The organism is Sphingomonas phyllosphaerae (genome assembly GCA_036946405.1).
Lineage (GTDB): Bacteria > Pseudomonadota > Alphaproteobacteria > Sphingomonadales > Sphingomonadaceae > Sphingomonas > Sphingomonas phyllosphaerae_D.
In genome coordinates this window covers 1,230,624-1,245,752 of sequence record JAQIJC010000001.1, presented here as the reverse complement: position 1 = coordinate 1,245,752, position 15,129 = coordinate 1,230,624, and the positions used below count along the sequence as shown (strand labels likewise).

Genomic DNA, 15,129 nt, shown 5'->3' with positions numbered 1-15,129 from the left:
GGAACGTCAACCGTCAGCCCGCGCAGGCGGAGATCCAGAACCTCTGACGTCTGCGCTTCTATCGAAAGACCGCGCGTCGGGATCCCTGCCCACGCGGGGATGACGGCGGTCGTTCAATCCTCCGCGGCGATCCGGACCCGCAGGCCGTCCAGCGCCGGACCGAATTCGATCTGGCACGACAGCCGCGAGGTCGCGTCGCGGTCCAGCGAGGAATCGAGCAGGTCGTTCTCGTCCTCGCTCATCGGCGGCAGCTTGTCGGCAAAGGCCGGATCGACGTGGACGTGACAGGTCGCGCAGCTGCAACAGCCGCCGCACAGCGCGAGAACCTCGTCGATCCCGCCATCGCGGATGACCTCCATGACCGAAAAACCCGCCTGCCCTTCGAGTTCGCGTTCTTCCCCGTTGCGGGTCTCGACGATAAGCTTGGCCATATGAACTCCACCGATATTCGCCCCGCCCATGGCGGCAAGCCGAAGCCCGCGCAATGGGGCTGAGCGCCGCCGACCTGCAGGCCGGGCTCGACGCGCTGGCCGCGCGCGAGCCCGCCTTCGCCGCCGCGCTGGAGCGGGTCGGCTATCCCGCCCCGCGCATCCGCGCGCGCGGCTATGCCACGCTGCTGCGCACGATCGTCGGCCAGCAGGTGAGCGTGAAGGCCGCCGATGCGGTGTGGCGCAAGCTGGAGGTGCTCGGCGACCCCACCGATCCGGCGATCGTCGCCGCGCTCGACGACGATTCGCTGCGCGCGTGCGGTTTTTCGCGCCAGAAGACCGGCTATGCGCGCAGTCTGGCCGACGAGGTGCTGAGCGGGCGGCTCGATCTCGGCAACCTGCCTGCGGATGACGAGGAGGCGATCGCGCAGCTGGTACGCGTGAAGGGCATCGGGCGCTGGTCGGCCGAAGTCTATCTGCTGTTCGCGGAGGGGCGGCCCGATATCTGGCCGGCAGGCGACCTGGCGGTGCAGATCGAGACCGGGCGCATCCTCGGCCACCCCGAACGCCCCGGCGAGAAGCTGACGCGCGACCTCGCCGAACCGTGGCGACCCTATCGCGGCGCGGCGGCGATCTTCACCTGGCACCATTATGGTGCCGGCGCGGATGCCGCCCCGGTGTAAGCCGCGCGCCGTTTACGCACCCTTAAGGTGTCGCGCCGCATACCCAGGCGACGCATGGGAGCGGAAGAAGGGGCGATGAGAACACCGTTCGACCGTGCGCGCGGCGCAATCAACTTCCTCGAACTGCATCAGCTCGACCCTTCGCCATCGCATTACGAATTCGCGCTCGCGGTGATCAGCGCGCCGGGGTCGAAGCTGTCGGAAGCGGTCGCCGAACAGACCGACGGCGGGCTGCGCCTCTCCGCCGCCACCGTCCAGTCGCTGGTCGAGGACTTTCTCTCCCCGCCGCGCGAGCAGACGCTCGACCGGCGCGAGCGCACCGTGATGCGACAGGCACAGGAACTCGGCACGCTCACCAGCGACGCACAGCATCTGACCGAGGCGCTCGGCCGCGACGTCGGCGCCTTCGTCGACGCGGCGAACGGCGCGCCGATCGCCACCCTGCCCGCCGCCGCGACCGATTTCGTCGATCGCCTGTCCGATGCCGAGCGCGAACTGGCCGCGCTACGCTCCGAGGTGGTCCGGCTGCGCGACAATATCGTACCCGGCGTGCCGCCAGCGGACGCCGATCGTGACGATCTGACCCAGGCCCTCAACCGCAGCGGCGCACGCCAGGTGATCGCGCGCGCCGATGCGGGCGGCGAGGCGCATGTCGTGGTCGCCTTCAGCGTCGATGCGCTGGACACGATCAACGATCGGTTCGGTCGCGCGGTTGGGGACAATGTTCTCAACGCCTTCTCTGCGACACTGCACCAGACGTTCCCCGACGAGGAACTGATCCGCTGGAGCGGCAACGAATTCGTCTTCATCACCCGCGGCGTTCCGGTCAGCGCCGCCCGCCTGTTGACCGAGCGCGCCTTGTCGGCATTCGCCGCCCGCCGCCTGCGGCTGCGCGGCACCGGCGAACCGATCGGCAGCGTCACCGCCTCGGCGGGCATCGCGACCGGCGCGGCAGGCGGGCAGGAAAGCTCGCTGATCGCCGCCCGCGCCAACGCCGCACTGGCGGCGAGCCACGGCGGCAATCAGATCGAGGGGTGAAGCGAAGCACGCCCCTCCCCTTCAGGGGTTCGTTGCGAAAGTCGCCTTCTTGTACCCCGGCGAAGGCCGGGGCCCAGTCGGGAGGCGATTGTAGCTGGCGGAAAGACCATTCCAATTGGACCCCGGCCTCCGCCGGGATACGGCTTGAAAAGTGGCGCGGCGCCGATCTTTTGCAACGATCCTCTTTAGGGGAAGGGTGATAAAGCCTACTTCGCCGGACGCCACGTCTGCGTCTGGCAGAAGAAGGCGATGCAGCCCTTTACCGCCAGCGTGCCGTCGGCGTTCTTCGCCACGATCGACTTGTAGGTCTTGCCGTTGCGCGGATCGTAGATCTTGCCGCGCCAGTCCTTGCCCGCGTCCTTGAACTCCGACAGGATCGGCATTCCCAGAACGGGACGGGTACGCAGGCTCGCGTCGCTGTTGTTGACGTCGGTGTCGGCGGCGCCGGGGCGCTTCTTGAGGATCGTCGTCAGCTTGCCGCAGGTCACGTTGCCGCACGGCGCGACCGTGATGACGCCCGCACCGTCCTCGGTGACGTAGCGTCCGGCGATCGGGGTGGCGGCGAAGGCGGTCGCGGGGACGGCGGCGGTGAGCAGCGCAAGCGCGGCTGGGAGCATGATACGCATGGCCGAAACTATCGGAGATCAATGATGAACACGCAATGGACCATCGGGATCATCGGCGGCTCCGGCCTCTACGCGATCGATGGGCTGGAGGACGCCGAATGGCGCACGGTCGAGACGCCATGGGGCATGCCCAGCGACCAGATCCTGTTCGGACGGGTCGCCGACGTTTCGATCCGCTTCCTGCCGCGGCACGGCCGTGGGCACGTCCATCTGCCCGGCGACATTCCGGTGCGCGCCAATATCGACGCGCTCAAGCGCGCGGGCTGCACCGATCTGCTCGCGATCTCCTCGGTCGGGTCGCTGCGTGAGGAGCTGCCGCCGGGCACGTTCGCGCTCGTCGACCAGTTCGTCGACCGCACCGTCCAGCGGGCGGCGTCGTTCTTCGGCAGCGGACTGGTGGCGCATGTCTCGCTCGCCGATCCGACCTGCGAGCGGCTGGGCGCGTTCGCGGCGGCGGCGATCACCGCGGCGGGCGGACGGATCGCAGAAGGCTCGACCTATTTGGCGATGGAAGGCCCGCAATTCTCGACCCGCGCCGAAAGCCGCCTCTATCGCGACTGGGGCTGCGACGTGATCGGGATGACCGCGATGCCCGAGGCGCGGCTCGCACGCGAGGCGGAGCTGCCCTATGCGCTAGTCGGGATGGTCACCGATTACGATTGCTGGCGCGACGATCATGCTGCGGTCGACGTCGCCGAGATCGTCGCGCAGATGGCCGCCAACGGCCGGATCGCGCGCGCGGCGGTGGCGCACCTGCTGCGCCATCTGCCGCCTGAGCGCACGCCCTCGCCGATCGACACCGCACTGGACGGCGCCATCATGACCGCACCGGCGCAGCGCGACGCGGCGCTGGTCGCGCGGAATGCGGCGGTGGTGGCGCGCGTGCTGGGGATGGCCCAAGGGTGAGAGAGTGACGCGCCGGGCTCGAACCCTCGCTCGTCATTGCGAGCGGAGCGAAGCAATCCAGCGCCGGATCAAGCCGCCCTGGATTGCTTCGCTACGCTCGCAATGACGAACCTGGGTAAGGTCATCGCACCGATCGAACAATCCGCTCCCATGCCGTCATCCCGGACTTGATCCGGGATCTCGCTTCTTCTCCCCCGATCGTCGGCAAGAAGCGGGGCCCCGGATCAAGTCCGGGGCGACGAGAGGGGGCGAGTTGACGAATGTCGATCGGTCTTAAGTTGAAACCGACGCGCTTCTCCCGCATTCCTCCCCGCGCATGACGCTCACCACCCGTTCGCTCGGCGACAGTTTCGCCTCCGTGCCCGTGCCGAAGGGCGCGGGCTTCTGGCGCAAGCTGCTGGCGTTCGTCGGTCCCGGCTGGCTGGTCGCGGTCGGCTATATGGACCCGGGCAATTGGGCGACCGACATCGCCGGCGGCTCGGCGTTCGGCTATACGTTGCTCAGCGTCGTGCTGCTGTCGAACCTGATGGCGATCGTGCTGCAATCCTTGTCGGCGCGGCTGGGTGTCGGCGCGGGGCTCGATCTGGCGCAGGCGTGCCGGCGGCAATCGTCGCGGCCGGTGTCGTGGCTGCTGTGGGCGCTCGCCGAGATCGCGATCATCGCCTGCGACCTCGCCGAGGTGCTCGGCACCGCGATCGCGCTCAAGCTGCTGTTCGGGATGCCGTTGATCTACGGCGTGCTGGTCACCGCGCTCGACGTGTTCCTGATCCTCGCGCTCCAGCGCTATGGCTTCCGCCGGCTGGAGGCGTTCATCGCCGCGCTGCTGATCGTGATCGCGGCGTGCTTCGCGTTCGAGCTGTTCTGGGCGCGGCCGGACTGGGGCGCGGCGGCGGCGGGGCTGGTCCCATCACCCGAGATCGTCCGCAACCCGGCCATGCTCTATATCGCGATCGGCATCCTCGGCGCGACGGTGATGCCGCACAATCTCTACCTGCATTCGTCGATCGTCCAGACCCGCGCCTATGGCAGCGACGAGCGCGACCGGCACGAGGCGCTGAAGCTCGCGACGATCGATTCGACCGTCGCGCTCGGGCTGGCCTTCTTCATCAACGCCGCGATCCTGATGCTCGCGGCGGCGGCGTTCCACAGCGCGGGGCGCTTTGAGGTCGCCGAGATCGAGGATGCGCACCGGCTGCTCGCGCCGATGCTGGGGGTCGGCGCGGCGAGCGTCCTGTTCGCGGTCGCCTTGCTCGCCAGCGGGCAGAACTCCACCGTCACCGGCACGCTCGCCGGGCAGATCGTGATGGAGGGCTTCCTCGACATCCGGCTCGCGCCGTGGCTGCGACGGCTGATCACGCGCGCGATCGCGATCGTGCCGGCGGTGGTGGTGGTCGCCTCGACGGGCGATCGCGGCGCGACCGACCTGCTGGTGCTCAGCCAGGTGGTGCTCAGCCTGCAACTGCCGTTCGCGGTGATCCCGCTGGTGCTCTACACGTCGAACCGCCGGCTGATGGGCAGTTTCGCCGCGCCGCGCTGGCTGGCCGCATTGGCATGGGTGATCGCGGCGGTGATCGTGGTGCTCAACGGCTATCTGCTGTGGGGCATGGCGGTGGGGTAAGTCGCCTTCCCCCGTTCGTGCTGAGCCTGTCGAAGCACGGGCCCCGGAACTCGCCCCCTTCGGCTGCCTGCCAAGGCAGGCGCTCAGGACAGGCTTCGACAAGCTCAGGACGAACGGTTGTGTAAGCCGCGCTCCCCCTAGCCACGGCCCGCGCGCTGGCCTATCTGGCGCGCTTTCCTCATCACACAGGTTTTCCCCATGGGTTTCCGCTGCGGCATCGTGGGCCTGCCCAACGTCGGCAAGTCCACCCTCTTCAACGCGCTGACCGAGACGGCCGCGGCGCAGGCGGCGAACTATCCGTTCTGCACGATCGAGCCGAACGTCGGCAACGTCGGCGTCCCCGACCCGCGGCTGGCGAAGCTGGCGGCGATTTCGGGCTCGGCCAAGATCATCGAGACGCAGCTCGGCTTCGTCGACATCGCCGGGCTGGTGCGCGGCGCGAGCAAGGGCGAAGGGCTCGGCAACCAGTTCCTCGGCAACATCCGCGAGGTCGACGCGATCGTCCACGTGCTGCGCTGCTTCGAGAATGACGACATCCAGCATGTCGACAACCGCGTCGACCCGATCGCCGATGCCGAGACGGTCGAGACCGAGCTGATGCTCTCCGATCTCGAAAGCCTAGAGAAGCGCGTCCCCAACCTCGCCAAGAAGGGCCAGCAGGGCGACAAGGAAGCCAAGCTCGGCGCATTGGTGCTGGGCCGCGCGCTCGACCTGCTCCGCGACGGCAAGCCCGCGCGGCTGACCGAAACCAACGACCCGGACGAGCAGCGCGTGCTCGATCAGGCGCAGCTGCTCACCGCCAAGCCGGTCCTCTACGTCTGCAACGTCAACGAGGAGGATGCCGCGAAAGGCAATGCCTTGTCGCAGAAGGTGTTCGACAAGGCCGCCGCCGAGGGTGCGCAGGCGGTCGTCGTCTCCGCCGCGATCGAGGCCGAGATCGCGACGATGCCGCACGAGGATCGCGGCGAGTTCCTCGCCGAGCTGGGGCTGGAGGAAACCGGGCTCGCGCGCGTGATCCGCGCCGGCTACGAATTGCTCCACCTGCTGACCTTCTTCACCGTCGGCCCCAAGGAAGCGCGCGCCTGGACCGTCGAGGCCGGGTCGAAGGCCCCGCAGGCGGCGGGCGCGATCCACTCCGATTTCGAACGCGGCTTCATCCGCGCCGAGACGATCGCGTTCGACGATTACGTCGCGTTCAACGGCGAGGCCGGCGCGCGCGAGGCGGGCAAGCTGCGGCAGGAAGGCAAGGAGTACGTCGTCCACGACGGCGACGTGCTGCTGTTCCGCTTCAACGTGTAAATCTTCTTGGCGTCATCCCGGACTTGATCCGGGACCCCGCTTTCTTCCGACCGGAAAGTAGAAGCGGGATCCCGGATCAAGTCCGGGATGACGAAGAAAGGGCGTTTCGGCGACGAATTGCGCCCTATAGCTGAATGTTGATCGGACCTGACACCGTTCGTGCTGAGCTTGTCGAAGCACGTGCCCGGAACACGCCCCCTTCGACTGCCTGCCAAGGCAGGCGCTCAGGACAGGCTTCGACAAGCTCAGGGCGAACGGTGCGTAGTTACCGAACTTTTCAGCCTCAGCGACCGCCCTCCACCACCGGCCGGTCGAGCGTGCCGCCGTAAGGCGCCCGCAGCGCCGCACCCTCGTGCGGTCGCGGCTTGAGCCACGCCGGCGTCGCACCCGACGCGGGGGTGATCTGCATCACCGGGGTGCGCGGCGCAGGCGCAGTGGCGGTCGGGACCGGCGCGGGCGGTGGCGCCTTTTCCTCGTCGCTTTTGCCGCAGGCCGCGACCGAGAGGCACAACAGGGGCAACAGCACGCGGAGCATAGGGTCAGAAACCGCGAACCGGCGCGCGCGTTCCGCCGCGATGCGACAGGTCTTTGTTCTGCAAGATCGCGCGCGTAAGAGCCTGATATGTTGTCCCGCGTCCCCCTGCTCGCCGCGCTGGCCGCCGTGTCCGCGTGCGCCTATCGCTACGATCCGCCCGCGCTGCCGCCGGTCACCCGCCCTGTCCCGCCGGCGAGCCAGACCGCCGCCCCGGCCGTCACCGCCGCCAGCGAACAACGCGCGCCGGTCACGATCCTGATCTCGATCGACGGGTTCCGCCCCGACTATCTGACCCGCGGCGTCACGCCCAACCTGTCGCATCTCGCCGCCACCGGCGTCAGCGCCGCGATGCGCCCGTCCTTCCCGTCGAAGACCGCGCCGAATCACTGGACGCTCGTCACCGGGCTCGTTCCCGATCATCACGGCGTCACCGCCAACAACGTCGAGGATCCGGCACGTCCCGGCGAAACCTTCACCATGGCGAGCGAGGACCCGTTCTGGTGGAACGGCGGCGAGCCGATCTGGGTGACAGCCGAGCGCGCCGGCATCCGCACCGCGACGATGCTGTGGCCCGGCTCCGCCGTCGCATGGGGCGGCACCCGCGCGAAGGAGTGGCCGAACGACACGACCGGCGGCACGCGCCCACACGACTGGCAGGCGTTCAGCATGGCGATCGACAACCGCCAGCGCGTCGACGGGGTCGTCGACTGGCTGCGTCGCCCCGCCGCGACGCGCCCGCGCTTCGTGACGCTCTATTTCGACGCGGTCGATACCGCCGGGCATCTTTACGGCCCCGCCGACCCGCGCGCGTTGCAGGCGGTCGCGGGGGTCGATGATGCAATCGGGAAGCTGATCGGCGATCTCGACGCGCTCGGCCAGCCCGCCAATCTCGTGATCGTGTCGGATCACGGCATGGCCCCGGCCGACACCAGCCGCGTCGTCGCGCTCGACACGATCGTCGCCGCCAGCGACGCGCGCGTGATCGAAACCGGCTCCTTCGCGACCCTCGAACCTTTGCCGGGCCGAGACGCCGCGGTCGCCGCCGCGCTGCTGCGCCCGCACGCGCACCTGCAATGCTGGCGCAAGGGCACGATTCCGGCGCGCTTCCGCTATGGCAGCAATCCGCGCATTCCGCCCTATTTCTGTCTCGCCGAGGATGGCTCCGCCGGCGCGTGGACGATCCTGAAGAGCGCGCCGACGAAGCCTGTTTCGCTCGGCGCGCACGGCTATGACAATGACGCCGCCGACATGCGCGCGCTGTTCATCGCCAACGGCCCGGCGTTCCGCGCCGGCAAGCGGCTGCCGACCTTCGACAATGTCGACGTCGCCCCATTGTTGCGCGATCTGCTCGGGCTGCCTGCGGGTCACGGGCTCGACGGCAGCGACCGGCCGTTCCGCAGCGTGCTGATCGCTGGACCGCAGCGCCGCACCCTGCCACACGGGGATTGATGAACGCGACGATCCTCCACAATCCGCGCTGCTCGAAATCGCGCGCGGCGCTGGCGCTCCTGACCGAGGCCGGTGCCGAGGTGACGGTCGTCGAGTATCTCAAGACCTCGCCGTCGCGCGACGAACTGGCGCGGTTGTGCGCTCGCGCCGGGATCGCACCACGCGCCGCGCTGCGTCCCGATGCGCCCACGGTCGCCGACGATAACGCCGCACTCGACCTGATGGCGCGCGACCCCGCCACGATCGAGCGGCCGTTCGTGGAGACCGCAAAGGGCGCGCTGATCGCCCGCCCGCCCGAGCGCGTGCGCGACCTGCTGTGAAGCTGCCCACCGATACCCGCTGGCGCGTCGCCCGCGCGACCCGCGCCGCCGCCGTCGTCGATGCCGACAATTACTTTCGCGCTGCTCGACAGGCGATGCTCAAGGCGAAGCAGCAGATCCTGCTGGTCGGCTGGGACTTCGACGCGCGCATCCGGCTGGCGTGGGACGACGACCATCCCGAGGCGCCCGCCGATGTCGGCGCGTTCATCACCTGGCTCGTGAAGCGCACCCCCGGGTTGCAGGTCCATATCCTGCGCTGGGACACCGGCGCGATGAAGACGCTCGGGCGCGGCAAGACGCTGTGGACCTTGCTCAACTGGCGATGGCGTCAGCCGCGCATCCACCTGAAGCTCGACGGCCACCATCCGGTTGCCGCGTCGCAGCACCAGAAGATCGTCGTCATCGACGACTGCCTCGCCTTTTGCGGCGGGATCGACATGACCGACGAGCGCTGGGACACGCGCGCGCACCGCGACGACGACCCGCACCGCCGCTCCCCCAACGGCTTCCGCTACAAGCCGTGGCACGACGTCACCACCGCGCTTCAGGGGCCGGTGGCGAAGGCACTCGGCGACCTGTGCCGCACCCGCTGGGAGATCGCAGGCGGCGCGCCGATCACGCCGCCGTCGCCCGCCTCCGGCAGCGATTGCTGGCCCGAGAGCCTGCCGGCGCAATTCACCGACGTCGACGTCGCGATCTCGCGCAGCCAGCCCGAGCATGACGGGCAGGAGGAAGTGCTCGAGATCGAGCGCCTCTATCTCGCGCTGATCGCGGGCGCGAAGAAGCGCATCTACGCCGAAAGCCAGTATTTCGCCTCGCGCCGGATCGCCGAGGCGATCGCGAAACGGCTGGCCGAGGACGACCCGCCCGAGATCGTCATCATCAATCCCGTTACCGCGCAGGGTTGGCTGGAGCCGATCGCGATGGACACCGCGCGCGCGCGGCTGGTTGCCGAGCTGCGCAAGCGCGACCGTCACGGCCGCTTCCGGATCTACCATCCGGTCACCGAGGGCGGCGAGGCGATCTATTGCCACGCCAAGGTGACGGTGATCGACGAAGTGGCGATCCGCATCGGCTCGTCGAACTTCAACAACCGCTCGCTGCGGCTCGACACCGAATGCGACGTGACGATCACCGAAGAACCGGAGACGATCGCCGCGATCCGCGCCGACCTGCTCGCCGAACACCTCGGCGCCAACATCGACGAGGTTTCCGCAAGGATCGAGCGCGACGGGCTGATCGCGACGATCGAGGCGCTGCGCGGCTCCGGGCGGACGTTGGTGCCCTACGAGATCGACGACCTGAACGGCGTCGAGAAATGGCTTGCGGACAACGAGGTGCTCGACCCCGAAGGACCGGGCGAGATGTTCGAAAGCTTCGAGAAACGCGGCCTGCTCCGGCGCTTGCGGCGGCGAAAGCGCTAATATCGTCATTCCCGAGAAGGCGGGAATCCAGAACCTGTGACGTCGCGACCCTTGCGAGAACCTGCGCGTCTGGATCCCCGCCTCCGCGGGGATGACGAGAAGGGGACTTGGCCCTTCACCCTCCCCGGTCGCCCCTGCGCAGGCAGGGGCCCATGTCTGCATCGTCCGTCAAATCGGCATGACACACGCCCGACGCGAATGTGTCAGCCCGTCCACCACCACGACACAGCCATAGGCCCCTGCTTTCGCAGGGGCGACGGCGTACGGAACCGCCGCTGTCCTACACCTTCCAACTTCTGCTATTCTCGAGCCTCGCCGACACCCCGCCCTGAGCGAATGAACCACGCGCACACCCCGTTCTGCACAAACATCGCCAACATACACCCGCCGCCACGCCGCATCTGGCATCCGCGCCCCCGTCCCGCTATGCGCGCGGGCATGACCGTCATCACGCCCCAGATCGTCGCCGACCACGGCCTGTCCCCCGAGGAATATGACCGCGTGCTGGGCGCGCTCGGCCGCGCACCCAATCTGGTCGAACTCGGCATCTTCTCGGTGATGTGGTCGGAGCATTGCAGCTACAAGTCGAGCCGCATCCACCTGAAAAAGCTACCGACCGAGGGCCCGCAGGTCATCTGTGGTCCGGGCGAGAATGCCGGCGTGGTCGATATCGGCGATGGGCAGGCGGCGATCTTCAAGATGGAAAGCCACAACCACCCCTCGTACATCGAACCCTATCAGGGCGCGGCGACCGGGGTCGGCGGGATCCTGCGCGACGTGTTCACGATGGGCGCGCGCCCGGTCGCGAATCTCAATGCCTTGCGCTTCGGTCGCCCCGACCATCCGAAGATGCGCCACCTGATCTCGGGTGTCGTCCACGGCATCGGCGGCTATGGCAATTGCGTCGGCGTCCCCACGGTCGGCGGCGAGGTCAATTTCCACCCGGCCTATGACGGCAACATCCTCGTCAACGCGATGACGGTCGGCGTCGCCGAGACCGACAAGATCTTCTATTCGGCCGCTTCCGGCATCGGCAACCCGATCGTCTATGTGGGCTCGAAGACCGGGCGCGATGGCATCCACGGCGCGACCATGGCCTCGGCGGACTTCGGTGAGGACGCCGACGCCAAGCGCCCGACCGTGCAGGTCGGCGACCCGTTCACCGAGAAGCTGCTCATCGAGGCGTGCCTCGAACTGATGGCCTCCGACGCGATCGTCGCGATCCAGGACATGGGCGCGGCCGGGCTCACTTCCTCGTCGGTCGAGATGGCGTCGAAGGGCGGCGTCGGGATCGAGCTGGTCATGGACGACGTGCCGCAGCGCGAAGAGGGCATGACCCCCTATGAGATGATGCTGAGCGAGTCGCAGGAGCGGATGCTCATGGTGCTGAAGCCGGGCCGCGAGGATTTCGCGCGCGCGATCTTCGAGAAGTGGGAGCTGGACTTCGCGGTGATCGGGCATGTCACCGACACCGGGCGCATGGTCCTGAAGTTCAAGGGCGAGACGGTCTGCGACATCCCGCTCGGGCCGCTCGCCGACGACGCCCCGCTCTACGACCGACCGCACGTCCCGACCCCCGCGGCCAAGGCGCTGGTCGACGTGCCCGAGAGCAAGGACCCCGCCGCCGACCTGCTGGCGCTGATGGGTTCCCCCGACATCGCCAGCCGCCGCTGGATCTGGGAGCAATACGATCACATGGTCGGCGCCGACACCGTGCAGCGCCCCGGCGGCGACAGCGCGGTGGTGCGCGTCCACGGGACCGACAAGGCGCTGGCGATGACCACCGACTGTACCCCGCGCTATTGCTTCGCCGATCCGGTCGAGGGCGGCAAGCAGGCGGTCGCCGAGGCGTGGCGCAACCTGACCGCGGTCGGCGCGACGCCGCTCGCGATCACCAACTGCCTCAACTTCGCCAATCCGCAGCGCCCGGAGATCATGGGCCAGATCGTCGGCTGCCTCGACGGCATGGCACAGGCGTGCCGCGCGCTCGACTTCCCAATCGTGTCGGGCAACGTCAGCCTGTATAACGAGTCGAAGGCGACCGGCGGCGGCTCGGCGATCCTGCCGACCCCGGCGATCGGCGGCGTCGGACTGCTCAAGGACTGGCAGAAGAACGCGACGATCGCCTTCAAGCAGACCGGCGACATCATCGTCGTGGTCGGCACGCGCTCGGGCCACCTCGGCCAGTCGCTGTGGCTGCGCGAGCTGCACGGGCGCGAGGAAGGCCCGCCGCCGCGCGTCGACCTCGATCTGGAGCGCCGCACCGGCGATTTCGTCCGCGACCAGATCGCCGCCGGGCATCTCGGCGCGGTCCATGACGTGTCCGACGGCGGGATCGCGGTGACGATCGCGGAGATGGCGCTGGCCGGCGGGATCGGCGCGATGATCGACCGCGCGCTCCCCTACGACACCGCCGCCTCGCTGTTCGCCGAGGATCAGGGCGTGTACGTCGTGACCGTCCACGATCACGCCTTGCTCGACTTCCTTCAGGCCGCGCTCGATGCCGGCGTCGAGGCCGAGCCGCTCGGCCGCACGATTGGGACGCGGATCATCTTCGAGCTGGCGGGCGGCGACTTCTGCGTCCCGCTCGACGATCTGCGCGCCGCGCACGAGGGGTTCTTCCCCAAGCTGATGAGCAGCGAGGCCGCGGTATAGGCACCGCCTCGTCATTCCCGCGCAGGCGGGAATCCAGAACCTCTGACGAATCGGCAGAAGCACGAACGGCAGCGCATCTGGATCCCCGCCTCCGCGGGGATGACGGATGGATGACAACGTGAGTGATTCCCCCGCCCACCGCATCGTCGCGCTGGACCATCTGCGCGGCGCGGCGGTGCTCGGCATCCTGATCGCCAACCTGCCCGGCTTCGCGCTGCCGGTCGCCGCCTATTTCTCCCCCGCGGCGTGGGGCGGGACGACGCCGGTCGACATCACCGCCTGGGCGCTCACCTACATCTTCGTCGAGGGCAAGATGCGCGGGCTGTTCGCCGCGCTGTTCGGCGCATCCATGCTGCTCGTCATCGATCGCGCCGACTCGCGTGGTGGCAATGGCGCGGCGCTCCACCTGCGCCGTATGGCGACGCTCTTCGTGGTTGGCTGCGCGCACCTCTACTTCGTCTGGAGTGGCGACATTCTCAGCCTCTACGCGCTGGTCGGCTGCATCGCGTTGCTGTTCAGCGCCGCACCGCTGCGGTTGCTGCTGATCGCCGCCGCCGCCTGCCTGCTGCTCGCGCTCGCCAACGGGCTGGCGATCGCCGGGCTCGGCGCGGTCGTCGAGCGCGTGTTCGGCCGCTCGATCCCCGCCGATCTGACCCGCGAAATCGCCGCCATGCGCGCCGGCTGGCGCGCGAACGTCGCGTGGCGGTGGCGCGAGGAAGCCGGCCCGTTCACCGCCTTGCTCGCCAACGGCCCCGAAACGCTCGCCTATATGCTGCTCGGCATGGCGGGTTTGCGCAGCGGCTTCCTGACCGGCGCATGGCCGCGTCGACGCTATGCCATGGTCGCTGCGGTGGCGCTGCTCACCACGCTTCCGATCTTCGCGATGCTCGCCGCACACACGATCGTGCGCGACTTCGATGCGCATACCGTCGTCCTCGCCAGCTTCGTCGTGGCGCCCGTGCTCCGTCCCGTGACGGTCGCGGGCTATGCCGCGCTCCTGCTGCTGACGGTCCGCAACGGTCGCTTCGCGGCCGCGGGTCGCGTCGCGCTCAGCAATTATCTGGCGTGCAGCATCGCGTTCACCGCGCTCTTCTACGGCTGGGGTGGCGGTCAGTTCGCCCGCTGGGACCGTGCGGCGCTGTACCTCCTGCTCGCGCCAGCCTGGGCCGCGATGCTGCTTTGGCCGCGCTGGTGGCTGGCGCGCTTCACGCACGGCCCCGCCGAATGGCTATGGCGCTGCGCAGCCCGTGGCACATGGATACCGCTTCGTCGCAGTTTTTGCGAACGCGACGCAAATTAGCTTGCGATCCATTCGCATTATCTCTAACGCGGCAATGTCGGTTAGGGAGCGGTTATGGTCGTTTGCGTTTGCAATGCGATTCGTGAGTGCCAGGTGCGCGCGGCGGCCCGCGCCGGCGCGACCACAGCGTCTCAGGCCTATCGTTGCTACGGCCGCCAAGCGAAATGCGGGCAGTGCGTCGCGTTCGCACGTGAGATCATCAATGACGAGCGTGCAGCTGCGTAGCGCTCTCATCTTCTAGCGGCGGAGTTTTCAGGCTTCCGTCCAAGCACTCACGCATGTATTCCGCCTCCATTCCTTTGGAGGCAGAGACGATGAAGGGTGACCCGAAAGTCATCGAGTTTTTGAACGAGTCGCTTCGTAACGAACTGACGGCAATCAACCAATATTGGTTGCATTACCGCCTCTTCGATCACTGGGGTGTCTACAAACTCGCTGAATTCGAGCGCCACGAATCGATCGACGAGATGAAGCACGCCGACTGGCTGGCGGAGCGCATCCTGTTCCTCGACGGCCTGCCCAACTTTCAGTTGCTCGGTCGGTTGCGGATCGGCGAGACGGTCGAGGAGATCCTCAAGGCCGACCTTGCGATGGAAATCGAGGCGGTCGCGCAGCTCAAGGCCGCCGTCGCCTATTGCGAGGAAGTGAAGGACTTCGTCAGCCGCGAGCTGTTCGCGCGCATCCTCGCCAGCGAGGAAGAGCATGTCGACACGCTGGAGCGGCAGTTCGAGATGATCGAGCGGATGGGGATTCAGAACTACATCCAGCTCAACTCGATCAGCGAACACGACAAGCCGGCGAGTGGCGCTGCACCCTATCAGAAGGGCTGATCCGGGACAGCGGCGGCG

General features: G+C 68.2%; 15 protein-coding genes. 12 read left to right on the top strand and 3 right to left on the bottom strand.

Features of this window, described 5'->3' with window-relative positions:
- Positions 1-113: 113 nt before the first annotated feature.
- Positions 114-431: a 2Fe-2S iron-sulfur cluster-binding protein gene (locus tag PGN12_05870; protein ID MEH3103416.1), complete on the bottom strand. Its 318-nt coding sequence runs from the start codon at positions 429-431 to the stop codon at positions 114-116.
- Positions 432-484: 53 nt separating this feature from the next.
- Here PGN12_05870 and PGN12_05865 point away from each other — a divergent pair, with 53 nt between their 5' ends.
- On the top strand, positions 485-1,111 hold the full coding sequence (locus PGN12_05865) for a DNA-3-methyladenine glycosylase 2 family protein (protein ID MEH3103415.1): 627 nt from the start codon (positions 485-487) through the stop codon (positions 1,109-1,111).
- Positions 1,112-1,186: 75 nt separating this feature from the next.
- Complete coding sequence (locus PGN12_05860) at positions 1,187-2,149, top strand: diguanylate cyclase (GenBank protein MEH3103414.1); 963 nt, start codon at positions 1,187-1,189, stop codon at positions 2,147-2,149.
- Positions 2,150-2,355: 206 nt separating this feature from the next.
- Here the strand turns inward: PGN12_05860 and PGN12_05855 are convergent, their stop codons facing one another.
- Positions 2,356-2,766 carry a DUF2147 domain-containing protein gene (locus tag PGN12_05855; protein MEH3103413.1) on the bottom strand — a complete coding sequence of 137 codons (411 nt, stop codon included), beginning with the start codon at positions 2,764-2,766 and terminating at the stop codon, positions 2,356-2,358.
- 33 nt (positions 2,767-2,799) lie between these two features.
- On the opposite strand from PGN12_05855, the gene PGN12_05850 reads away from it, so the two are divergent.
- The 3 genes from PGN12_05850 (at position 2,800) to ychF (ending at position 6,598) form a co-directional block, all read left to right on the top strand.
- Complete coding sequence (locus PGN12_05850) at positions 2,800-3,681, top strand: S-methyl-5'-thioadenosine phosphorylase (protein ID MEH3103412.1); 882 nt, start codon at positions 2,800-2,802, stop codon at positions 3,679-3,681.
- Between the two features lie 316 nt (positions 3,682-3,997).
- Positions 3,998-5,299 (top strand): Nramp family divalent metal transporter, encoded by a 1,302-nt coding sequence (locus tag PGN12_05845; protein MEH3103411.1) that lies wholly within the window; start codon positions 3,998-4,000, stop codon positions 5,297-5,299.
- A gap of 198 nt (positions 5,300-5,497) precedes the next feature.
- Entirely contained in the window at positions 5,498-6,598 is a 1,101-nt protein-coding gene (gene ychF, locus PGN12_05840; protein MEH3103410.1) for a redox-regulated ATPase YchF, read from the top strand.
- A gap of 283 nt (positions 6,599-6,881) precedes the next feature.
- On the opposite strand, the gene PGN12_05835 is transcribed toward ychF, so the two are convergent.
- On the bottom strand, positions 6,882-7,124 hold the full coding sequence (locus PGN12_05835) for a hypothetical protein (GenBank protein ID MEH3103409.1): 243 nt from the start codon (positions 7,122-7,124) through the stop codon (positions 6,882-6,884).
- Between the two features lie 96 nt (positions 7,125-7,220).
- Here PGN12_05835 and PGN12_05830 point away from each other — a divergent pair, with 96 nt between their 5' ends.
- The 7 genes from PGN12_05830 to bfr all read left to right on the top strand — a co-directional run bounded on the left by PGN12_05830 (position 7,221) and on the right by bfr (position 15,111).
- Positions 7,221-8,582, top strand: a complete 1,362-nt coding sequence (locus PGN12_05830) for an ectonucleotide pyrophosphatase/phosphodiesterase (GenBank protein MEH3103408.1) — start codon at positions 7,221-7,223, stop codon at positions 8,580-8,582.
- Positions 8,582-8,902 carry an arsenate reductase (glutaredoxin) gene (locus PGN12_05825; GenBank protein ID MEH3103407.1) on the top strand — a complete coding sequence of 107 codons (321 nt, stop codon included), beginning with the start codon at positions 8,582-8,584 and terminating at the stop codon, positions 8,900-8,902. Before PGN12_05830 ends, PGN12_05825 begins: the two co-directional genes overlap by 1 nt.
- The gene (locus PGN12_05820; GenBank protein MEH3103406.1) at positions 8,899-10,326 is read left to right on the top strand and encodes a phospholipase D-like domain-containing protein; all 1,428 of its coding nucleotides are present in this window, start codon (positions 8,899-8,901) and stop codon (positions 10,324-10,326) included. Before PGN12_05825 ends, PGN12_05820 begins: the two co-directional genes overlap by 4 nt.
- Positions 10,327-10,764: 438 nt before the next feature.
- Positions 10,765-12,981, top strand: a complete 2,217-nt coding sequence (gene purL / locus PGN12_05815) for a phosphoribosylformylglycinamidine synthase subunit PurL (protein ID MEH3103405.1) — start codon at positions 10,765-10,767, stop codon at positions 12,979-12,981.
- A gap of 118 nt (positions 12,982-13,099) precedes the next feature.
- Positions 13,100-14,281 carry a DUF418 domain-containing protein gene (locus PGN12_05810; GenBank protein MEH3103404.1) on the top strand — a complete coding sequence of 394 codons (1,182 nt, stop codon included), beginning with the start codon at positions 13,100-13,102 and terminating at the stop codon, positions 14,279-14,281.
- 54 nt (positions 14,282-14,335) lie between these two features.
- On the top strand, positions 14,336-14,506 hold the full coding sequence (locus tag PGN12_05805) for a (2Fe-2S)-binding protein (GenBank protein ID MEH3103403.1): 171 nt from the start codon (positions 14,336-14,338) through the stop codon (positions 14,504-14,506).
- Positions 14,507-14,595: 89 nt separating this feature from the next.
- Entirely contained in the window at positions 14,596-15,111 is a 516-nt protein-coding gene (gene bfr, locus PGN12_05800; protein ID MEH3103402.1) for a bacterioferritin, read from the top strand.
- Positions 15,112-15,129: the final 18 nt, after the last annotated feature.

Coding starts and splice junctions, on each gene's coding strand:
- PGN12_05870 (MEH3103416.1), bottom strand. CDS start 431: ATGGCCAAGCTTATCGTCGAGACCCGCAACGGGGAAGAACGCGAACTC.
- PGN12_05865 (MEH3103415.1), top strand. CDS start 485: ATGGGGCTGAGCGCCGCCGACCTGCAGGCCGGGCTCGACGCGCTGGCC.
- PGN12_05860 (MEH3103414.1), top strand. CDS start 1,187: ATGAGAACACCGTTCGACCGTGCGCGCGGCGCAATCAACTTCCTCGAA.
- PGN12_05855 (MEH3103413.1), bottom strand. CDS start 2,766: ATGCTCCCAGCCGCGCTTGCGCTGCTCACCGCCGCCGTCCCCGCGACC.
- PGN12_05850 (MEH3103412.1), top strand. CDS start 2,800: ATGAACACGCAATGGACCATCGGGATCATCGGCGGCTCCGGCCTCTAC.
- PGN12_05845 (MEH3103411.1), top strand. CDS start 3,998: ATGACGCTCACCACCCGTTCGCTCGGCGACAGTTTCGCCTCCGTGCCC.
- ychF (MEH3103410.1), top strand. CDS start 5,498: ATGGGTTTCCGCTGCGGCATCGTGGGCCTGCCCAACGTCGGCAAGTCC.
- PGN12_05830 (MEH3103408.1), top strand. CDS start 7,221: ATGTTGTCCCGCGTCCCCCTGCTCGCCGCGCTGGCCGCCGTGTCCGCG.
- PGN12_05825 (MEH3103407.1), top strand. CDS start 8,582: ATGAACGCGACGATCCTCCACAATCCGCGCTGCTCGAAATCGCGCGCG.
- purL (MEH3103405.1), top strand. CDS start 10,765: ATGACCGTCATCACGCCCCAGATCGTCGCCGACCACGGCCTGTCCCCC.
- PGN12_05805 (MEH3103403.1), top strand. CDS start 14,336: ATGGTCGTTTGCGTTTGCAATGCGATTCGTGAGTGCCAGGTGCGCGCG.
- bfr (MEH3103402.1), top strand. CDS start 14,596: ATGAAGGGTGACCCGAAAGTCATCGAGTTTTTGAACGAGTCGCTTCGT.